The organism is Streptomyces nojiriensis, assembly GCF_017639205.1.
GTDB classification, from domain to species: Bacteria; Actinomycetota; Actinomycetes; order Streptomycetales; family Streptomycetaceae; genus Streptomyces; species Streptomyces nojiriensis.
Genome location: NZ_CP071139.1, coordinates 269,072 through 286,071, shown reverse-complemented (window position 1 = coordinate 286,071; position 17,000 = coordinate 269,072). Strand labels below are relative to the sequence as shown.

Annotated in this window: 21 protein-coding genes, 1 tRNA gene and 1 pseudogene; 5 read left to right on the top strand and 18 right to left on the bottom strand. The window is 69.9% G+C overall.

Translation table 11 applies throughout. The annotated features are described in order from the left end of the window. Positions 1–488: 488 nt before the first annotated feature. Complete coding sequence (locus JYK04_RS01505; protein ID WP_189748134.1) at positions 489–767, bottom strand: hypothetical protein; 279 nt, start codon at positions 765–767, stop codon at positions 489–491. A gap of 321 nt (positions 768–1,088) precedes the next feature. Between JYK04_RS01505 and JYK04_RS01500 the strand changes: the two genes are divergently transcribed. Continuing rightward, positions 1,089–2,561 (top strand): ice-binding family protein, encoded by a 1,473-nt coding sequence (locus JYK04_RS01500; RefSeq protein ID WP_229876949.1) that lies wholly within the window; start codon positions 1,089–1,091, stop codon positions 2,559–2,561. 128 nt (positions 2,562–2,689) lie between these two features. Here the strand turns inward: JYK04_RS01500 and JYK04_RS01495 are convergent, their stop codons facing one another. The 6 genes from JYK04_RS01495 to JYK04_RS01470 form a co-directional block, all read right to left on the bottom strand. Further along, positions 2,690–3,592, bottom strand: a complete 903-nt coding sequence (locus JYK04_RS01495) for a helix-turn-helix domain-containing protein (protein ID WP_189748138.1) — start codon at positions 3,590–3,592, stop codon at positions 2,690–2,692. Positions 3,593–4,006: 414 nt separating this feature from the next. Further along, positions 4,007–4,576: a methyltransferase domain-containing protein gene (locus tag JYK04_RS01490; RefSeq protein ID WP_229876950.1), complete on the bottom strand. Its 570-nt coding sequence runs from the start codon at positions 4,574–4,576 to the stop codon at positions 4,007–4,009. A 615-nt stretch (positions 4,577–5,191) separates the two neighbouring features. Beyond that, a tRNA-Gly gene (locus JYK04_RS01485) sits at positions 5,192–5,310 on the bottom strand. A 399-nt stretch (positions 5,311–5,709) separates the two neighbouring features. Next, positions 5,710–6,594 (bottom strand): hypothetical protein, encoded by an 885-nt coding sequence (locus JYK04_RS01480; protein ID WP_189748732.1) that lies wholly within the window; start codon positions 6,592–6,594, stop codon positions 5,710–5,712. 115 nt (positions 6,595–6,709) lie between these two features. Further along, positions 6,710–7,738 carry an ATP-dependent DNA ligase gene (locus JYK04_RS01475; protein ID WP_237410251.1) on the bottom strand — a complete coding sequence of 343 codons (1,029 nt, stop codon included), beginning with the start codon at positions 7,736–7,738 and terminating at the stop codon, positions 6,710–6,712. A 111-nt stretch (positions 7,739–7,849) separates the two neighbouring features. Then, positions 7,850–8,467, bottom strand: coding sequence for a hypothetical protein (locus JYK04_RS01470; RefSeq protein WP_189748354.1), 618 nt, complete (start codon positions 8,465–8,467; stop codon positions 7,850–7,852). Between the two features lie 120 nt (positions 8,468–8,587). Between JYK04_RS01470 and JYK04_RS01465 the strand changes: the two are divergent. After that, positions 8,588–8,824: pseudogene (locus JYK04_RS01465) on the top strand (Tn3 family transposase); the annotation flags it as partial. A 1-nt stretch (position 8,825) separates the two neighbouring features. Here JYK04_RS01465 and JYK04_RS01460 read toward each other — a convergent pair. From JYK04_RS01460 to JYK04_RS01445, 4 genes are read right to left on the bottom strand one after another with little or no spacing between them, the layout of a single operon-like run. After that, positions 8,826–9,161: a YnfA family protein gene (locus JYK04_RS01460; RefSeq protein WP_055616634.1), complete on the bottom strand. Its 336-nt coding sequence runs from the start codon at positions 9,159–9,161 to the stop codon at positions 8,826–8,828. Positions 9,162–9,172: 11 nt separating this feature from the next. Beyond that, a complete protein-coding gene (locus tag JYK04_RS01455) occupies positions 9,173–9,487 on the bottom strand; it encodes a hypothetical protein (RefSeq protein ID WP_189748355.1) in 315 nt (104 codons plus the stop codon). Beyond that, entirely contained in the window at positions 9,468–9,914 is a 447-nt protein-coding gene (locus tag JYK04_RS01450) for a MerR family transcriptional regulator (RefSeq protein ID WP_189748356.1), read from the bottom strand. Before JYK04_RS01450 ends, JYK04_RS01455 begins: the two co-directional genes overlap by 20 nt. Continuing rightward, positions 9,911–10,249 (bottom strand): hypothetical protein, encoded by a 339-nt coding sequence (locus tag JYK04_RS01445; protein WP_189748357.1) that lies wholly within the window; start codon positions 10,247–10,249, stop codon positions 9,911–9,913. The genes JYK04_RS01450 and JYK04_RS01445 overlap by 4 nt, the downstream gene beginning before the upstream one ends. A gap of 202 nt (positions 10,250–10,451) precedes the next feature. Between JYK04_RS01445 and JYK04_RS01440 the strand changes: the two genes are divergently transcribed. Continuing rightward, positions 10,452–10,703: a hypothetical protein gene (locus JYK04_RS01440; protein WP_229876967.1), complete on the top strand. Its 252-nt coding sequence runs from the start codon at positions 10,452–10,454 to the stop codon at positions 10,701–10,703. A 169-nt stretch (positions 10,704–10,872) separates the two neighbouring features. Further along, complete coding sequence (locus tag JYK04_RS01435) at positions 10,873–11,355, top strand: DUF6233 domain-containing protein (protein WP_189748360.1); 483 nt, start codon at positions 10,873–10,875, stop codon at positions 11,353–11,355. A gap of 111 nt (positions 11,356–11,466) precedes the next feature. On the opposite strand, the gene JYK04_RS01430 is transcribed toward JYK04_RS01435, so the two are convergent. Next, entirely contained in the window at positions 11,467–12,171 is a 705-nt protein-coding gene (locus JYK04_RS01430; RefSeq protein ID WP_189748362.1) for a phosphotransferase, read from the bottom strand. Between the two features lie 329 nt (positions 12,172–12,500). On the opposite strand from JYK04_RS01430, the gene JYK04_RS01425 reads away from it, so the two are divergent. Continuing rightward, positions 12,501–12,941, top strand: a complete 441-nt coding sequence (locus JYK04_RS01425) for a phage tail protein (protein ID WP_189748364.1) — start codon at positions 12,501–12,503, stop codon at positions 12,939–12,941. A gap of 22 nt (positions 12,942–12,963) precedes the next feature. Here the strand turns inward: JYK04_RS01425 and JYK04_RS01420 are convergent. From JYK04_RS01420 to JYK04_RS01395, 6 genes are all read right to left on the bottom strand, one after another. Then, a protein-coding gene (locus JYK04_RS01420) for an IS5 family transposase (RefSeq protein ID WP_189748396.1) occupies positions 12,964–13,844 on the bottom strand; the annotation gives its coding sequence in 2 pieces (ribosomal slippage) (positions 12,964–13,478 and positions 13,478–13,844; 882 coding nt in all). A 66-nt stretch (positions 13,845–13,910) separates the two neighbouring features. Beyond that, positions 13,911–14,831: a hypothetical protein gene (locus JYK04_RS01415; protein WP_189748366.1), complete on the bottom strand. Its 921-nt coding sequence runs from the start codon at positions 14,829–14,831 to the stop codon at positions 13,911–13,913. A 375-nt stretch (positions 14,832–15,206) separates the two neighbouring features. Next, positions 15,207–16,133, bottom strand: a complete 927-nt coding sequence (locus JYK04_RS01410) for a hypothetical protein (protein ID WP_189748368.1) — start codon at positions 16,131–16,133, stop codon at positions 15,207–15,209. A gap of 133 nt (positions 16,134–16,266) precedes the next feature. Next, entirely contained in the window at positions 16,267–16,425 is a 159-nt protein-coding gene (locus JYK04_RS01405) for a hypothetical protein (protein WP_189748370.1), read from the bottom strand. A 102-nt stretch (positions 16,426–16,527) separates the two neighbouring features. Further along, complete coding sequence (locus tag JYK04_RS01400; RefSeq protein WP_189748373.1) at positions 16,528–16,761, bottom strand: hypothetical protein; 234 nt, start codon at positions 16,759–16,761, stop codon at positions 16,528–16,530. Next, entirely contained in the window at positions 16,758–16,919 is a 162-nt protein-coding gene (locus JYK04_RS01395; RefSeq protein WP_189748376.1) for a hypothetical protein, read from the bottom strand. The genes JYK04_RS01400 and JYK04_RS01395 overlap by 4 nt, the downstream gene beginning before the upstream one ends. Between the last annotated feature and the right edge of the window lie 81 nt (positions 16,920–17,000).

The following is a 17,000-nucleotide window of genomic DNA, read 5'->3' as shown; positions in this document are numbered from 1 at the left end:
CCACCACCCCGGTCACGCCTGCGCACAACGTGGCCTCGGAAGCCCGGCTTGAGTGCCTCATTACGCCAAGCGCGGCATGTCGGCCCACGGCGCGTCCCTCAGTTCGAACTGCTTATGGTGGCGGACTCGGACCTCGCCCCCAGGCGGCCCAGACGCAGGTCCGTGTAACGGATCCCGCCTCCGGGGTGCCACTCCATCGCGCGCAGCGCTGCCGTGTTCCGGGCACCGGGACATGGGGACGATGCCGCCGCAGTCGTGCTGCCTGCACACGCACACACGCACTCTTCCTCGGGGCCTGCGTAGGGAAGGCCGTGGCGGACCGGCCCCGCCGAGCCCGCGCTTGCGGTGCCGCGCAGGCGGGCGGGCCAGGCCGGCGTCACGCGCAGGCCGCCCGACCCCCACTGGAACCGGCCGATCGCCCGCACCTCGCCGAGCACCGCCGGCGGCACCGTGCCGGGTGCGGTCCGCCTGTGGACCGATGCCCCGGCCTACCCAGCCGCCAGTTCGACCAGCGCTTCGGCGTCCTCGACGGTGGAGCAGCCGGACAGCCGGTCCTCCCGCTCCACGTCGTCCGCCAGGACCAGCACCGGGTCGTCGAGACGCACGGTGCGCGTACGGCCGCGGGGGCCGGCCACAGGCGGCGTGACCGCGGGAAGGGCGGTGGGGATGCCGGTCTTGTCGTGGGTGAGGAGCCAGGCGCGCCGGTCGAACTGCGGATGCGGCTCGGCGCCTGCCACGTATGTACCCCCTGACGCCACGTCACTCATGCAGACCATTTTCCCGATTTGCAGTCTACTACTACGTAATATGCGGAAATGCTCCCACATGACGACCCATCACCACCTCTGGCACGGAGCATCTGCGCCCCTGCCGGGGTGAGCCCGCGTGTCGGCACAGGCAGCGGGCCGGCGGCCCTGACCAGCAACAAGAGAGGTCCTGCTATGGCATTGGATGTCATCCGGTCGGCTCCACCCGACACGAGCCCTCAACGCAGTCTGCTCAAACGGGGAGCCTTTGCCCTCCTCCCCGCAACGCTCCTGGCGTCGGCCGCCCTGGTCCCGACCCTCGCCCACGCCGCAGAAGCCCCCGTGTTGCTGGGGACCACCGCCAGTTACGGGGTCCTGGCCGGTTCGACGGTCACCAACACGAACCCCACCGTCATCAACGGCGACCTGGGCCTCTATCCGGGCACGTCGGTGACCGGCTTCCCGCCCGGCATCGTCAACGGAGTGACGCGCGTGGCCCCCAACGCCGCCGCCGCTCAGGCGAAGTCCGACCTGGTCGTCGCCTACGACGACGCGGCAGGCCGGGGGCCCGGGACCATTCTCGCTTCGGACGAGATCGGCGGACTGACGCTGGCGCCCGGCGTCTACACGGCCCCGGCGTCCCCGGACTCCCTGCAACTCACCGGGACGGTCACCCTCGACGGCCAGAACGACCCCAACTCCGTCTTCATCTTCCGGATCCCCTCGACCCTGACCACGGCTTCGTCGAGTTCCGTGGCCTTCATCAACGGAGCCAATGCCTGCAACGTGTTCTGGCAGGTGGGCAGCGCCGCCACCCTCGGCACGAGCACCCAGTTCAAGGGCACCATCCTGGCCATGCAGTCCATCACGCTGAACAACAGCGCCGTGATCGAAGGCCGCGCCCTGGCGCGTGTGGCCGCGGTCACGATGGACAACAACACCATTACGGTGCCGACCTGCGCCGCCGGCCCGCCCGGACCTCCCGGACCGACGGGCTCGCCCGGCCCCACCGGCTCTCCCGGCCCGACGGGTGAGCCCGGCCCCCCCGGCCCGACGGGCTCCCCTGGCCCGTCCGGCAGCCCCGGCGCGCCTGGCCCGTCCGGTAGCCCCGGCGCCCCTGGTGCACCCGGTTCCCCCGGCCCGTCCGGCAGCCCCGGCGCACCCGGTGCACCCGGTGCACCCGGCCCCGACGGGGCTCCCGGCCCCGCCGGACCCACCGGTTCTGCCGGACCCGTAGGACCCGCGGGACCTGCTGGACCCGCCGGACCCGCCGGACCCGCAGGACCCGCAGGACCCGCAGGACCGGCAGGACCCGCAGGACCCGCAGGACCCGCAGGACCCGCAGGACCCAAGGGGCCTCGCGGTGACAAGGGCGAGAAGGGTGACTCGGGCGACCACGACCACGGTCACGACGAGGACGACGAGGGCCACGAGGGCGAGCACGGTCGCGACGAGGACCACGGTCGCGACGACGACCACGGCAAGCCCGGCCACGGTCACGACGGCCCCGACGACCACGGCAAGCCCGGCCACGACCAGGGCAAGCCCCCGTGGGCCGACTTCCTGCCCGGTGGCCTCGACGACGCTCTGGGTCAGTTCCGCCCCGGCCACACCGCCAAGAGCGTCAACTTCGCCCCCGTGAGCGCCGCCACCAACCGGCAGCCGAAGGTGGCGTCGCAGAACCTCGCCACGACCGGCTCAAGCAGCGAGGCGAGCATCGCGGCCGCCACCGCAGTCGCGCTGGCCTTCATCGGAGGCTCGGCCTTCTTCGCCATGAAGCGGACCCACCGAGGTGCAACAACCCGACAGGACTAGCCGGCACATGGCAGGCGTGACAGCCTCACGCCTCTGACCGACCGGTCTCGACATCGCCCGAAGCCGAGTCCCTGGACACGTCGTCCAGGGGCTCGGCTTTCGATGTCAGGATGCGTACCGCACAGCACTCACGGGTCCGGCCGGGACGGCGTGCGGGCGTCTGGGCCAAATTCCTTGCCGACGTACGCCTTGTTGGCTTCGTCGATGAAATTCCGGGTACCGTCCGGGCTCAGCCCCTGAGCCTGCAGGTGCGCATACATATCGCTGTAGAGCCTGACGTCGGATCGTTTCTCCAGATAGAGATCGCTGGTGAACCTTTCCAAATACACCAAGCTCGCGTCGGCGGCGTCGGCGAACTCGAGCAGCGCGAACTGCCCCGAGACGCCAGGGTGCGCCCCCACATCGTGGGGGAGAACCTGCACGGTGATGTGCGGCTGGGATCCGATGTGGATCAGATGGTCCAGCTGCTCGCGCATGACCTCGCGGCGGCCTACGACGCGCCGCAGTGACGATTCGTCCAGTACGGCCCATAAGCGCAGTGGGTTGCCCCTGGCGCCCAGCCGGCGTTGGCGCCGCAGCCGTACGCGAAGGCGTGTGGCGACCTGTTCGGCGGCGACCTGAGGGATCGATCCTGCAATGACCGCCCGGGCGTAGGCGGGGGTCTGCAGCAGGCCGGGGATCACCAGGGGCTCGTAGCATCGGATCGCCGCGGCCTCGGCCTCCAGGCCGATGTAGGCGCCGTAAGGGGTGTCACCGTAAGCGTTCCACCAGCCCTGCTGCCCCGATTCCCTGGCCAGCTGCATCAGGTGGTTAACGAGCCTCCGGTCCTGGACTCCGTACAGCCCGCAGAGATCGCGCACGTCCCGCAGCTTGATGAGACGACGGCCGTTCTCCATGAGACTGATCTTGGACTCGGAGATCAGCAGGCTCTCCGCCACCTGCGGCGTCGTCATACCCCTCATCTCCCGGAGCCGACGGAGCTCCGATCCCAGCCGGCGCCTGCTGACGGTGGGATTGACATTGACACCCACGGACCGTGTACCTCCGCTCAAAAGGACCTAGCGAGGCCAGCAGATTGTCACGGCCAGCGGCCACTCGACTCCACCTTTTCACCGTTTCCGCACCGTCAGCAACAGGCCTCCCCGGCCCGGTTCACCCACCCGAGCGCCCCGGTTCACCGCCGAAACGCCACTGCATCCCCGTGACAACCGCCGCCGGCCGAAGCCTGGCAACGAGCGGCTGCGGACCGCGGTGTGCGGCGATCACTACGACCACCTGAACACCAGGATCACCGAGAGACTTGACGTATGGCTTCGTTCACGAGGTCCGACAGCAGATGTTCACCGGTTTCGACAGCGCTCCCGGTCTCGCGGGTTCGAACAACCTGCGCAGATCGGCTTCGTACCGCCGGGATCCGGGACAGTGCTCATCGCCTCTGTATCGCTTCAGCGGGTGATTTCCATCAGTCGGAAGGCCACGGGGACATCGCCTGCACGGCGGGTCAGCGCGGTGTGCTCGGTGATCCGCGCACCTGCCTCCGCGACCGCCGCGTCCAACCGTGCCGTGTCGCCCAGGCTGTTGAAGCCCAGAAACAGGCGCCCGGCGCCGGACAGCCTGGCCAACCCGTCGCGGATGTAGCGGCGGTGCGCCGCGTAGTCGCGATCGAAGACCGCGTATTCCAGGTCACGGGTGTAGGCGAAGTCGGCCGGGGCGTGGACCACGTTCGAGTTCCAGAAGACGACGTCGAACCGAGCCCCGGGATCCAGAGCATCGAAGAGGTCGCTGCGTACCGCTTCGACCCGGTCGGCGACGCCGTGGCGAGTGGCGTTGAGGTGGGTGTTGCGTACGGCTTCCGGGTTGATGTCGGCCGCCGTGACCCGCGCACACCCTTCGAGCGCGGCGGTCACCGCGGTGACCCCCGCCCCGCAGCCCATTTCCAGGAAAGACCCCTCTGCGGGGAAGGGCAGCCACCGGGTGAACAGTTCCGTCGAGTCGGTGTGCGTCGGCGCGAACACCTCGGGCAGGAGGTGCCACCGTCGCCCGAGCAGGGTGAACCCGCATTCGCCGGCCTCACCGTGCCGTCGTACGAGATGCGCGCCGACGCCGGAGGCTGCACTGGCTGCGGAGGCTTGGCCGGTCGGCGAGGTGTCGGCGGAGGAGTGGGGCAGGGGATGCATAGGAGATTCCAGACGGGTAGGCGAAAGCGGACGCGACCGGCGGTCATGCCCGCATCGGCCGACCGGCCGTGCCGCCGCAGTCGATCTTGCGGCCGCATCGGTTTTGTCCGCCGGGTTCGCCCTCGCGAGCCTGCTCACGTTCACTCGCCTGCACGAGGCGGGACGCCGGGATCGTCCGATCGGATGCTCGAAGGGAATCGATGGACGCGACACCAGTCGATGTCGTCACCAGCGGATCATCGAGACCCTGTCCTGGCCCGAGAACGGCAACACCGGTCGCAGACCTCCCAGGGCCTACTCGCGAGTGAGGCCTGGCGGCCGCCCACGGTCAGGACTCCCCACAGCACAATCGAACAGCGCATTGGTGCTGTCGAAACTGGGGCTCTGGCACAACTTCTGTGGACCTGGCGCGATGCGACAGGTCCGTGCGCTGGACCACGTCCAGGTCGGCTGCAGTGCCGACGGGATTTGAACCCGCGGACAGATGGGAGCAGGTCCGCTCCGTCTCCGTCAGTCGCCGTGGGAGGGACCTCGCCCACGTCGATCGCAATGGGCCGCTCTGCCACGGCACTGCAACCTGCGGGAATGCGCGCACTCCCGCTGCGACTCAGGGTAGAGACACCGTTCGCTGCGGACGAATCCTTATCCGGGAAGCCGGAGACCTCTGCCATGGGTCCACAGAAGTTGTGCCAGAGCCCGAGAAGGTTCTGGCACAACTTCTGTGGTGCGGCGCGGTCGCCCGGCAGAGCGCGGTCGAGGGAGAGGGAATCGCCAGGTCGGTGGCTTGGGCGACGTCGGGCGACCGGCCCACGTGACGCGACCCCACAGAACTTGAGCCAGAACCGAAACTGGTGAACATCTGCTGTCGGATCTGGATCTCGTGAACAAAGCCATGACGTACAAGGCGAAGCGCCTGCCCTCCCGAGGCTGGGGGCAGGCGCGGTCGTTGCGCCGGCACGGCAGCGGGCCGGTCAGCTCTTCGTGCCGTCCTGGACGTTGAACTTGGCCGGCGTCGCGTCCTTCACGAACCGCAGGCCATTGTTGTGGATCACCAGCGGCTTACCACCGTTGTCGCGGGTGCCCTGCCAGATCTCGTACCAGTCGCCCATGTCGTAGAAGCTGACCGGGTCGCCCTTCGCCGACTTCGGCTTCACCCACCCGTCCGTGGACTCGATCCACGAGCCTTTCTCGGTACGGCAGGTGACCTGGAGATGCCCGCCCCAGTGCCCGTCCTTCGCCCAGCCGCCTTCCGCGACCTTCACCCACAGTGCCGGGGCCGTACGCGGGGCCCAGTCGGCGTTGGCGGTCTTCTCGAAGTCCTTCTTGTCCTCGTTCCACTGGTACTCCGGCGCGACCCCGTTGACCCCCAGGCGTCCGTCATCACCGAACCGGACCACCCCGTGAGAGGTCCGCCACGCCTGGTCCTCATGCCCCTGCAAGCGCTCGATGTTCGCCTGGAAGTTGGCTTTGCTCTCAGCGGCCTCGTAGTGCACGACGGCCGTGAAGACCATCTGCAGCAGATGCCCGGGAGTCCCCTCCACGCCGTAGAGCGCGTCGGGCTTGAGGTACTTCGACTTAATCTGCGTCAGCTCCTCGGCGGTGAGCATCATGGGCCCCGTCTTCTTGGCCTTTGCCTTCAGGATGTCCTTGGCGAATGAACGGACCTGCTCCTCCGTGATGCCTTCGACCGTGTGCGCCTTCAACGCGAGGACGTCGATCTGCGTGTCCAGGTCCTTCATCGCCGCCTTGGCGGCATCGTCGGCGCTGCGCTGGGCCGCGTCGGCGTCGCTGGGCTTGCTCTCCCCAGCCTTGGGGTCGGCGTAGATCAGGAAGCTGGTACTGCGCAGGTAGCCCATGGGGTGGCCTCTCGCTCGTCAACAGTTCGTAGCACCGCAGGCCGACGCTAGTGGATCAAGAAGAGCGGCTGAGACCCGACAATCCGGGGTTTCACACGATCGGGCCCCCTCCCCGTCAGCCGGCGGCCGCGGTCGGCCCCCGGCCGAACCTGGGCACGTCTCCAAGGCCCACGTCCAGACGCAGCCGTTGGAAGCGGAGCGGGTGGCGGTAGATCCAGCCGTGGTCGACGGCCCGGTCGGCGCTGACCTCGGCGACCAGAGCGGGGTGGACGAGGGTGGTGTCGAGGACGTCGCGGCTCCCCCACGTCGCCGAGAACTTGGCCCCCGTCCACGGGTGTCCGGGTGCGGCCGCGGTGAGGTGCTCGGCGACCTGCCGGGCGGCGTCCGGGCGCAGCGGTACGGTCCGGCCGACCGCGCGCAGCCGGCCGTCGTGGTCGTGGCGGCCGAGGACGAGGAGGCCGGGGCGGGTCAGGGTTCCGGTGATCGCGCCGACGATCGCCTCCGTGGTGTCCCGGCGTCTGATCTTGGTCCATCCCCGGTAGCCGGGCAGGTAGCGGCCGTTCAGGGGCTTGACCAGGATCCCCTCCACCCCGGACACGTCCGTCCAGGACTCCAGCCACTCTCGTGCTGTGGCCAGGTCCGTCGTCTGCGGGACGAGCGTCCACGGTACGCTCAGGGCGTGCTCGGAGAACAGGTTCTCCAGCAGGGCGCGCCTCTCGACGTACGGGCGGGTGAGGAGCTCCTGGCCGTCGTGCTGCAAGAGGTCGAAGACGACGAAGTAGGCCGGCCACCGCGCGGCGAGGGCCAGGGCGCCGCGGGCGCGGGTCGCGGCCCGGCGCTGCAACACCTCGAAGGACAACCGGCCGGCCTCGGTGTCCCAGACGACCAGTTCGCCGTCGAGGACCAGGACGTGAGGCAGCTGCGCCTCGGCGGCCGCCACCAGGTCCGGCCACCGGTCCTGCACCAGCGCCCCGCGACGGGTCTGCACCACCACCGTGCCGCCCGGGCCGGCCGCGGTGAACAGCAGCGCCCGGTGACCGTCCAGCTTCTGCTCGTACGCCACCCCCGCCCGCACAGCGGCCGGGCCCGGCACGGCTTCCGCGGCCTGCGCCAGCATCGGCTCCACCGGCGGCCTGAGCGTCACGAGGTCCTCCCTCACGGCGTGCGCGTCCCCCTTCCAGGGTCCGCCAGACCAGCCGAAGGCGACTCCAGGGCCGCGCCGCTACAGCTTCACCAAGCTGGGCTATGGGGCCACCTAGGCAACTGGCACGGCCGGCACGGCCGGCACGACCACCGAGTGCCCCGCCGGCAGGAAGTGCCCGTGCGCATGGTTCTCCCCCCGGGGGCGCACGGGGGCCTTCTCCAGAAGGAGTGAGCCGACGTGGTCGTTCAGGTTCACGGCCTGGGGCCTGTAGTCGTACAGGTACGTGCCCTGCTCCGTGCGGCTGTAGGAGGCCAGGCGGCCGCCCCACTCGCTCGTCACGTCGAGGCTGGGGAGCTTCTCCCCGGGGGCCAGGGCGATGATGTCGCCGGACTCCTGGATGGTCCACTCGTTGCGCAGGGTCACGGTGTAGAGCTTGGTGTTGTCGAAGGCCGAGCGGCCCTTGTGTGCGGGCTGCCTGTCCTTCAGGTTGTACTCGACCTGATCGGCGGCGCCGTTGTTGCCGAACAGCCAGATACGGGCTGGGCCGGAGGCGTTGTACTGCTCGTGTTCGTAGAGGCACAGGTGCGCGGTCGGGCAGGCGTCCAGGCCCTGGGCGGTCTTCACCCGGATCTCCGGGGTGGGAGCGGGAGCGGCGGTGCTGTTGCCAGCCAGGGCCAGCGGCAGCGCGGCAGCAGCGAGGACGCCGGCCAGCACGATACGGATCTTCATGCCCGCCCTAACCGGACCGCGCCGCTCACGGACACGGACAGCCAGCAGACGACGCCGCGCTAGCGCAGGCCAGCTGCCCAGAACGCTGATCCGAGCGCCACTGTCCCGTGCCATCACAGTTTGAGCGCCCTCGGACTCGTCCTCAACGCCCTGGTGCTGTTCAACACCCGGTACATGGACGCCGCGGTCACCCGTCTGCGGGCCGACGGCTTCGAGGTCCGCGACCAGGACGTGGCCCGCCTCTCGCCGTTCGTGCGGCACCACATCAACATGCTGGGCCGCTACTCCTTCTCCCTGCCGGACCTGCCCGGCGGCCTGCGGCCGCTGCGCGATCCGGACGCGGTGGACGAGGAGTAGGTCAGTGGCTGCGGGGCGCGTACATGATCACGGCCATCCCGGCAAGGCAGACCAGGGCTCCGATGACGTCGTAGCGGTCGGGGCGGTAGCCGTCGGCGACCATGCCCCAGGCGATCGACCCGGCGACGAAGATCCCGCCGTAGGCGGCGAGGATGCGGCCGAAGTTGTCGTCGGACTGGAAGGTCGCCACGACCCCGTAGAGGCCCAGCGCGATGACGCCGGCGCCGATCCAGATCCAGCCTTTGTGCTCGCGGATGCCCTGCCACACCAGCCAGGCGCCGCCGATCTCGAACAGGGCGGCGACGACGAACAGGGCAACGGAACGAGCGACAGTCATACCGGCTGACCCTACCGGCGGCCCGCGCTCGTGATCTTCAACGGGTCGCCGGATGCCTTGCAGCCGCACCCGTCCTGACCTGCGGTCTTAGGGGCGCAGGAGCAGGAGCGGCGGCGCTGGCCGTACCACCAGGTGCCGGCGGCGAGCACGGCCAGGACGACGGCGAGGGCGGGAAGCCAGCCCACCACCGCCCCGGCCCCGGCGCCGACGACCCCGGCGGTGATCAGGACGGGGAGCGCGCAGCACGCCACGCAGGCGAGTGCGGCCAGGCCGCCGAGTGCCTTCGGGGCACGGCTGGGTTGGGGGTCAGCAGCAGGGTCCGGCATGGCGGTTCTCCTCGGCGAGGTCGGTGAAGGGGATGGGGCAGCATGTGCTGGAGGCGCAGACGGTCAGGTCGTCGCACCCGGCCTCGACGGCGGCGGCCAGGGCGGTGCGGATGGTGGTCAGGTCGGCGATCTTCGCGTCGACCTCGGCGAGTTTGGCTGCGGCCCGGTCCTGGAGCCCGGCGACGGGGCGGCCGTGCCGGTGGCGGCCGGCCTCCAGGAGCTCGGCGACCTCCTCCAGCGTGAACCCGAGCCGCTGGGCGGCCTTGATCACCCGCAGGGCGGTCACCGCGTCCTCGCCGTACAGCCGGTGACCGCCGTTGCTGCGCTCCGGCTCGGCCAGCAGGCCACGCCGCTCGTAGTAGCGCAGCGTCTGGACGTTCACCCCGGCCGCCTCGGCCACCTGCCCACTGCGCAGGCCCGTACTCACCGCTGCTCTCCGGCGGTGGCGGCGGTCCGTGCGGCCAGCGCGTCCAGGACCGCCTCGTAAGCCTGGTCCACGGAGATGTCCAGCCGAATCAGGTGCTCGCCGGAGGTGGTGGTGAAGGTGAAGAACGAGCAGCAGCCGCTCTCGCGCTCCACCAGGCCCCGGACGCGGTCCTCGACACCCGGCCCGCCGGCCAGGTCAAGGCGCAGGTGGAGCGGCTGCGGCCTCGACAGCGAGGTCAGCTGCTCGGCGAACAGCGCATCCCACTCGGCGACCCGCAGGGGCCGCTCGGCGGTGGGCAGCGTGCAGGACTGCGGCACCCACGCAAGATCACTCATCGGGCTCACTCCCGTCATCGCGTCCCGCAGGTGGGGACACCTCCGACGGTAAACCTGTACCTCGGTACCGGTTGCAACCCGCCGAGCGCACAACTGGCCAAGTAGCGCGCTCACTGGCCAACTACGACGCTCAGTCACACCCGGCAGCATGCCCAGGGTGCGGCAGTCGCGAAGAAAATCGAACATATGTTTCACTGAAAGTGTGAGACCACCGTTCCGCTCCCCCGAGGACCTGATCACGCTCCAGAAGGCGTGGCAGCAGACCTACGCCGAACTCGCGCAGGCCCCCACCACGGCCGGTACGACCGCGCTGCGGCGCCGACTGATCGCCCTCTCCGGAACCCTGTGCACCCACCCCCACTGGGCGACCCCCACCGCCTGGCGGACCGGCGGCGTCGAGCTGCGGCGCGCCACCCACACCTCCGCATCGACAGAAAGGGAGGGTGCAGCATGAGCGAGCAGACCACCACCAAGCCCCGCCCGCAGGTCGCCACCTGGGCACCCAGCCAGACCAGCCCCTGCGCCCGGTGCGGATCTCCCTGCGCACGGTACGGCGCTCCGGCGTCACCGCTCTGCGTTCCCTGTAGGCAGGCCCGGCAAGCGCTGCCGTCCCGCCCCTGACCGTGCCCGATGCCTCCCCGTCGGCCCCGATCACCCTGGTCCTCCCTGACGGGCAGGCCATCGAGCGGGTACGGCTCTACGAACGCGAGCAGCTCGACACCGGACTGTGGATGTACCGCATCGGCGTGCCCCTGTGGCAGACCGCCGTGGGTGGCGGCGTCGAGCCGGCCGAGTACGGCACGTGGGTCACCGCCGAGCAGCTGCGCCCTCTGCCCGGGATCGACCTGGGCGGCATCCCGGCCCACCCGCGTACCCGTACCTCGGCGCCGGCCCGGTGGGCGTGGCTGCTCGACGGCCGCGCCCACGGCCGCCCGGCCACCGTCCACGCCGAGGGCTGCCGGAACGCCACCGACCGCGCGCATCCGCTGGGCACGGTGCAGGCGCTCGACGCGCTCGCGCGGCCCGGCACGACGGCCTGCACCGTGTGCGACGCGGCCGAGGCGCTGCTGCCGATCCTCGCCCACGGCCAGGACGACGGCGGCTGATGCGTCAAGACAATCGCGTCAGTGCGTGGTCCCGCGCCTTCTCGCGCCCACCAACGCCGGCCGTCGGGCGGCAGCACAGGGTCGACTCCGTGTAGAGGTGGACGGACGCGGCTACAGGTGGGCCAGGTGCTCGCGCACGGGGCCGGCAAGCTCGGCGTAGAAGTCGACGCGGTCCTGGGCCTGGAGGACCTGGGCGCAGACGGTCAGCAGGCCGGTGCGTGCCTTGGGCCGGTCCAGGACGTAGGCCAGCTGGGCCCGGATGCGGGTGGCCGTCTCGGGGGTCAGCAGCGCGTACACGTACAGGGTGGCCGCGTCGTAGCCGTACGGGGCGCGGCCCCACCCTTCCCAGTCCAGGATGTGCGGGCCCCGGGTGACGTTGCCGTAGTGGAGGTCTCCGTGGGCGGTGGACCAGGTGACGGCGTCGGCCTGGTGGCCGGTGAACTGGGGGATGACGCGGCGCAGGTACTCCTCCCGTACGTCCTCGCGGTCCGCCGGCGGCGGGACGTCGGCGAGGGCGTCCAGGGCCGCCAGCGCGTAGCCGTCGGTGGTCCAGTACCGGATGCGGAACAGGTCGGGGCGTGGCACCGACACGGGGAGGGCGCGGGAGGTGGACGGGCCGTCCCACAGGATGCCGCCCTCGGTGCCGGCCTCGGCGCAGACCACGCGCAGCCAGTGCGGGCCTGCGGCGCCCGAAAGGGTGCGGCCCCGGTACCCCCACACCCGGCGGCCGGTGGCACACAGGCCGAACTGATCGGCGGCGTGCCGCTGGGCGGCCAGCATCCGGTCGACGGTGGCGGGAGCGGGGGCCTCGAACATGGCGGGTCCTACCTCGGCTGGGAGACGGCTGCCGCGTCCTTGGATACCAGCTCGGTGGCGAGCGCCGCGACCTGTTCCAGGGTGAGGCCGGAGCGCTCGGCCCGCTCCCCGAAGGCGAGGCGGGCGAAGGAGACAGTGCGCGGCCACGGCTATCTGCGCGGGGACGAGGACGGGCGAAGGCCTGGGCAAGGGGGCGTCTCCTTCCGGGGCTTAGGGCCTGTCCGGCGGATCATGTGACCTCCTCATGCTCGTGGCGTTAGTCACATGCGTAGCGGGTCGGCAGAGATGACCACCGGCCCTTCAGTCATGAGCAGTGGAGGGCATACAACGTGTTGACCGGTGACACCTTCAGCAGCAGTGCATTCGCCATCGAGCTTGGCAAGTTCCAGGTGGAGACCGTCCAGGACGTCTCGGGACTCACTCTGGAGCAGGACGTAGTGGAGACCCGGCAGGCCTCGGCGACCGGTGAGCTGATCGTTCGCAAGCAGCCGGGGGCGCGCAAGTCCGGCGAGATCACGGTCACCCGCGGCCTGGACAAGAGCACCGCGTTCACCGACTGGATCAAGGCCACCCTGGTCAACGCCGACCTCGACTCCGCCCGCCAGAACATCACGATCGCGCTGAAAGACGCGCAGAAGCAGACCGTCCGCCGCATCCACCTCAGCAACGCCTGGGCGTCCCGCTGGGAGGGGCCGTCGTTGGGAGCGTCCGAATCCGGGCCCGCGACGGAGCAGGTGACGATCACTTACGAAGACATCACCGTCGAATAGCGCTCGTCTTCCGTCCTGCGGATCACGTCCGAAGCCATAGCCGGATCGAGGCGACGGTGACGGTGCTGTGAAAGACGTAGGCCCGTTTCTCGTAGCGGGTTGCCACGGCTCGGAAGTTCTTGATCCGGTTGATGGTCCGCTCGACTTCGTTGCGTCGCTTGTACTGCTCCTTGTCGAAGCCAGCGGGGCGGCCGCCCTTGCTGCCACGGCGTCTGCGGTTGGCCCGCTGGTCCCTCGGCTCAGGAATCGTGTGCTTGATGTGGCGTCTTCGCAGGTAGCGGCGGTTTCGGCGGGAGCTATACGCCTTGTCGCCGCTGACGCGGTCCGGGCGGGTTCGAGGGCGCCCGCCGTTCGGGCGGGGTACCCGGATTCGTTCGAGGACGTTCACCATCTGTGGCGCGTCGCCCCACTGCCCCGGTGTCAGCAGCAGTGCGAGAGGGCGGCAGCCGCCTTCCCCTGCGAGGTGAACCTTGCAGGTCAGACCGCCCCGGGACCGGCCGAGCCCCTCGTCGGTGCGGTGGTGTCGGGGCGTCGTCCCTTTTTCGGGATCCGGGGCGTGGCTTTGCTGGCGCCGGCCGCGTGCTGGTGGGCCCGGCACGAGGTCGAGTCCACGCCGATCATGCTCCAGTCGATCCGGCCGCCGAGATCGGCGTCGGCTTGCACGGCGCACAGGATCCTGTCCCAGGTGCCGTCCGCCGACCAGCGGCGATGTCTTTCGTAGACGGTCTTCCAAGGGCCGTACCGCTCCGGTAGGTCACGCCACGGAACTCCTGTGCGGACCCTGAAGATGATCCCGTTGATGACGGTGCGATGGTCGCTCCACCGGCCGCCGCGTCCGCCCGAAGGCGGCAGATGAGGCTCCAGAATCGACCACTCCATGTTCGTCAGATCCCCCCGACCCATGCCCGGACCAACGAACATCCGACCGGAAGGTCACATGATCCGCCGGACAGGCCCTAGACGCCGTCCTCAGAGCGGGACCGGTGGGAGGTGGGCGAGCGTACGCGGAGCCTGATCGCGTGCGTGGAAGCCGAAGCTGACGAGAATGACGCTCTCTCCGGCGCCGAGGGGCGTCCGGCCGTGGGGCGGGAGCGCTCCATCGAACACGACGCAGTCTCCCGGTGCGAGATCGCATTCGAGGTAGCCGCTGGCGTCGATGAAGACGGTGCAGCTCACCGTAGGGGCCGCGGTGAGGCGCTCGTGCCTGAGGCACAGGATCAGGTTGGCCTCGCCGAAGCCGAATTCGTCAACGTGGAAGTCAAGGAACTGCCCCTCCTCCAGGTAAGCGATGTAGACGCCGTTGTGAGGCTGCTCGACCTCCAGACCGGTGGTCCGCGCTACGACAGCGGCGAGATCGACTTGTCCCGCGAATCGGTTCGCCGCCTCGCCGACGGCCGCGTTCCACTTGCCGTTGTGCAGGTATCCGTCGGCGGCCAGGGCCTTCTCGGCCTCCTCCTCCATGCCGGCGAGTAACTCGACGGGGAACGACTGACCACGCAGGTGGCGGGGGTGCACCCGCTCGTGCGCGGTGAGATCGCGTACGGCGTCCCGGAGAGCAGGAAACCCCTCCTCCCACCGGGCCGACGCCAGGGCCGTGGTGCGGGACTGGAGCCATGAGGTCCATCGCCTGCTCCACTGTGCCGCTTCTGCCCCACTATCCGCTGACGCGGCCGTATCAGCGCTTGCGTGGCGGATCAGCAGTTCGACCCGGTCGACTGCGGCCTGGGTGGATTCGATCAGCCCGGCGTCGCCCTTGGCGGTCCGCAGCCGCAGGGCTTCCTGAAGGTGGGCGCGGGCCAGGGTGAGGCTGCCCTGCTCCATGAGGTGCTTGCCGAGGTGCTGGAGGGCGAAGTCGACGAGTTCCGGGTGCTGGCCTCGGGCGCCGTCCAAGGCCCTGCGGAGAGCACTTCAGCGGTCTGCGCCTCACCGGCGTAGCGGTACGCGTCGGCGAGGTTGAGCTCGGTGGCGATGACAGCCCGGGAGTTGCCACTGGCTGTGGCCAGGTCGAGCGCCTGCCGCAGGAACACGCGTGCGTCGTCGTGGTGGCCCAGGCTCAGCAGGCCGATGCCGGCCCACCGGGCCAGGACACGGGTCCTGGCGATGTCCGCACCTTCGGGGAGCGCCTGGAGTTCCTCGCGGATCTTCTCTACGGCGGTGGTCAACTGATCGTGGTCGGTGGGGACCATGCGCAGGTCCTCATCTTGCGTGATGAGGTGCTGGAGCACTCGTCTCTCCCTTGTCCGGTCCTCGCTCCGGTCGCCGGTGCTAGAGCTGGTCGGTCTGGTGACGCAGGTCGGCCAGCAGTTCCCTGCCGTGCACGGTGAAGTGCTCATCCAGGAGTTCGAGCTGGCCCATGAGGTAGCTGACGGCCGGCATGCCCTCGTCGTAGGCCGCCTGGAAGCTTACGCGCTCGTTGGTGGTCAGGTCGTCGCGATCGAGTTCGCTCCGACGAAACCGCAGGAGCTGGTTGTACACGCAGGTCGCGTGGAAGGTCCGGTCCACCTCCCAGAACTGGTTGCGGGCCACCCCCTGCGTAGCGCGCCACGCGATCTCGATCTTGGGGGAGGTCTTCGAGGAGTATCCGTCGGCGAAGACCTGATGCTGGAGGACGTGGAAGCTGACCGACTGGTGGACCGCCTCGTGCAGGAGGTTCTCCGCCAGGAAGACGTGGGACGGCTCCTCACTGACGGTGTTCGGCGGGATGTGGTGCCGCGCCTTCTCGGAGAACACGATGACGTAGGGCAGCGCCGGGTCGCTGGAGCTGGTCAGTGATGAGGTGCGGGTGCCGGGCTTGAGCCCCACCCACAGCAGTCCCCGGACGAACTCCTGCACGCGGGCGAAGCCTTCGGGGTGGGCCGAGGCCAGCCGCTCCAGCGCCTGAGTCAGCGCGGCACGGCGCCCGTCGGTGTGCTCAACGATCTCGTAGTCCGCCTGGTTGATCTCGCCTGCGATCTGCCGGGGCAGGCCGGCGCCGTACCAGTCGAAGCTGGCTCCGGACACGTGCACGGTGTCGCTACTCAGGGCGCGGGCGTGCTCGGCGTAGGGGATGCCGGACTTCACGAGACGTTCCATCAGGGCGAACGGAAGGGCCGGCTCGGCGTCGTCCTCGCGCAGACGGGTCAGCGCCGGATCCTCCCGGCTGAGATCGAAGAAGGATCCGGACTCCACGCGGGTGGCGATGGTGGTCTGCATGCGAACTCTCCTTGGTCGAGACGTGCAGGTGCTGGAGCGGGCGGTGGCGCAGAGCGCGGCGGGCCGGCTCAGGATGGGAGCCCGAGCCGGCCCGCCATGCCGTCAACCAGGCGGCATCAGTTCAGTACCGAGATCAGCTCTCGGTACCCTCTGGCGAGAAATCGCCGTCCGGGACGGAATGGTCTAGCCGACGCGTCAGTGACCCGACGGCCGCGGCCGGGACGAAGTCGCCGTCCGGAACGGAGTGGTCCAGACGCCGCGTCAGGTTGTTGACCTGGGTGCTGCTGGTCATGGTGGTGCTCCCTTCGGTGTATGCGAGTGGTGCAGGGGATGGTGCATCCCGTCCCGGGCGGTGGTGCTGCAGGAAGTTCGGGGCGGGGGCCTTTGAGCGGCTCTAGCGCTCGTCTGCGGGGCGGGCGGCCTCTGGGGCGATGATCCACTCCTTGCCGCCGCCCTCGGGCCTCAGGAACACGGCGTTCCTGATGAGACGACGGGTGGCCGGGTCCTCGAAGTCGGCGATGGCCTGGACGACCGCTTCAGGGTCCCGACCGGGGTCGAGGACGCGGGCGCCCTCGAACAGCCATGTGGGGAGTTCCTGGTGGGAGGCGGGGCGGGGGGCGTCGATCATGTCTCGTCCCCGGGCTGGATCTCGGTGCGGCGCATGAATTTCTCCCAGCCGCCGGCCGCCCGAAGCCGTAGGTCCCGGCTCGGCGATCCGGGCAGCGGGTGTGCGGCGGCCTTGCGTCTGCTGACGCCGGTGGTGCGGCGCGGGAGGGGCTCGGTCATGGAGCACTCCTCGGGCTGGAGGGAGAGCAGCCGGTCCCGAAGGGGGACGACGGGGACCGGCCGCCTGCTGACCCCTTCAGA